Origin of the sequence: Streptomyces yokosukanensis (assembly GCF_001514035.1) — a bacterium.
Taxonomy (GTDB): Bacteria; Actinomycetota; Actinomycetes; order Streptomycetales; family Streptomycetaceae; genus Streptomyces; species Streptomyces yokosukanensis.
This window is the reverse complement of sequence record NZ_KQ948299.1, coordinates 1-592: the sequence shown is the minus strand read 5'-3', so window position 1 is coordinate 592 and position 592 is coordinate 1. Positions and strand designations below refer to the sequence as shown.

1 protein-coding gene is annotated in these 592 nt (G+C 70.1%); it reads right to left on the bottom strand.

Annotated features, from left to right (window positions below):
- Nucleotides 1-592, bottom strand: a 592-nt coding sequence (locus AQI95_RS47820; RefSeq protein WP_167362017.1) for a beta-ketoacyl synthase N-terminal-like domain-containing protein, incomplete at both ends; no start/stop codon positions are given.

The window sequence follows — 592 nt, the reverse complement described above, 5'->3', positions numbered from 1 at the left end:
CGTGTAGGCGATCCGGCCCGAGGCGATGCTGCCCGCGTTGCCGGTGCCGAGGTAGCCCTCCACGCCCTCGGGCAACTCGTCCCCGCCACCGGCACCTTCGCCGATGCCGACGCCCGTCACGTAGTCGTGGTACATCACGCCGGCGAAGACGCCGGTACGGCTGCCCCGCATCGAGGTCGGATCGATACCGGCCCGCTCGAAGGCCTCCCACGAGGTCTCCAGCAGCAGGCGCTGCTGCGGGTCCATCGCCAGCGCCTCACGCGGGGAAATCCCGAAGAACGCCGCGTCGAACTCAGCCGCCTCGTGCAGGAAACCGCCCTCACGCGTGTACGACGTACCCGCATGATCCGGATCCGGGTGGTACAACCCCTCGACATCCCAGCCACGATCCGTCGGGAACGCCGTGATCCCGTCCGCACCCGAGGCGACCAGCTGCCACAGATCCTCCGGAGTACGGACCCCACCGGGGAAGCGACAGCCCATCCCGACGATGACGACCGGGTCGTCCACGACACCGGCCGCCGTACGGACCGGTACGCGCAGATCCCGCGCCGCGTCCAGGGCGTTCGGCTCTTCGGCGACGGCGAGTTCG